Source organism: Kitasatospora sp. NPDC094028, assembly GCF_049543595.1.
Classification (GTDB): Bacteria; Actinomycetota; Actinomycetes; order Streptomycetales; family Streptomycetaceae; genus Kitasatospora.
Window position 1 is genome coordinate 1 of record NZ_JBMVFA010000133.1, and the last position, 1,035, is coordinate 1,035.

Here is a 1,035-nt window from a genome sequence, read left to right on the forward strand (position 1 = left end):
CGCCCAGGGCCGGCTGCACGCCACCCGCGAGACCGTCCACGGCCAGGACATCCGCCCGCGCGGCCAGGAGTGCCGCAACGGCGACCAGTTGCTGCCCGTCGGCACCCAGATCACCCCGGCCGTCCTCGGCCTGGCCGCCGCCGCGGGATACGACACCGTCACCGTGGTCCCCCGGCCCCGCGCCGAAGTCCTCGTCCTCGGGGACGAGTTGCTGACCGAAGGGCTGCCGCACGAGGGCCTGATCCGGGACGCGCTCGGTCCCATGCTGCCGCCCTGGCTGCGGGCGCTCGGTGCCGAGGTCGTCGCGGTGCGCCGGGTCCGCGACGACGCCAGGGCCCTGCACAAGGCGATCACCGCCTCCACGGCCGACCTGGTCGTCACCACCGGAGGCACCGCCGCCGGGCCCCTCGACCACGTCCACCCCACCCTGGAACGCATCGGCGCCGAACTCCTCGTCGACGGCGTGCAGGTGCGCCCGGGGCACCCCATGCTGCTGGCCCGCACCAGGGACGACCAGCACCTCGTCGGCCTCCCCGGCAACCCCCTCGCCGCCGTCTCCGGCCTCATCACGCTCGCCGAGCCGCTGCTGCGCACCCTCGCCGCCCGCCCCGCCCCCGAGCCGTACACGCTGCCGCTGACGGAGACCGTGCACGGGCACCCGTACGACACCCGGCTCGTCCCCGTGGTGCTGCGCGGCGACCGCGCCGTACCGCTGCACTACAACGGCCCGGCCATGCTGCGCGGCATCGCCGCCGCCGACGCGCTGGCCGTCGTACCCCCGGGCGGGGCCCGGCAGGGCGCGGAGACGGAGCTGCTGGACCTGCCCTGGACGACCGCGGGGATCGGGGTTTGTTTCACGTGAAACGTGCGGACAGCGGCACCCTCGGCACCTCCGACAACACCCCCGGCCGCACCGGGACCCCGCGGGACGACGCCCTCACGGCGGACGAACGCCCGGTCACCCACCAGGTGAAGCTGCCGGTGAAGGTGGTGGAACGGCCGCTCCGCCAGGTCGCCAAGCGGCTGATCGTGGCG

The 1,035-nt window shown here is 75.7% G+C and carries 1 protein-coding gene; it reads left to right on the top strand.

Translation table 11 applies throughout. The features are described 5' to 3' along the window. A partial coding sequence (locus ACPC54_RS42325; protein WP_498973103.1) for a molybdopterin-binding protein occupies positions 1–862 on the top strand: 862 nt, incomplete at its 5' end. Positions 863–1,035: the final 173 nt, after the last annotated feature.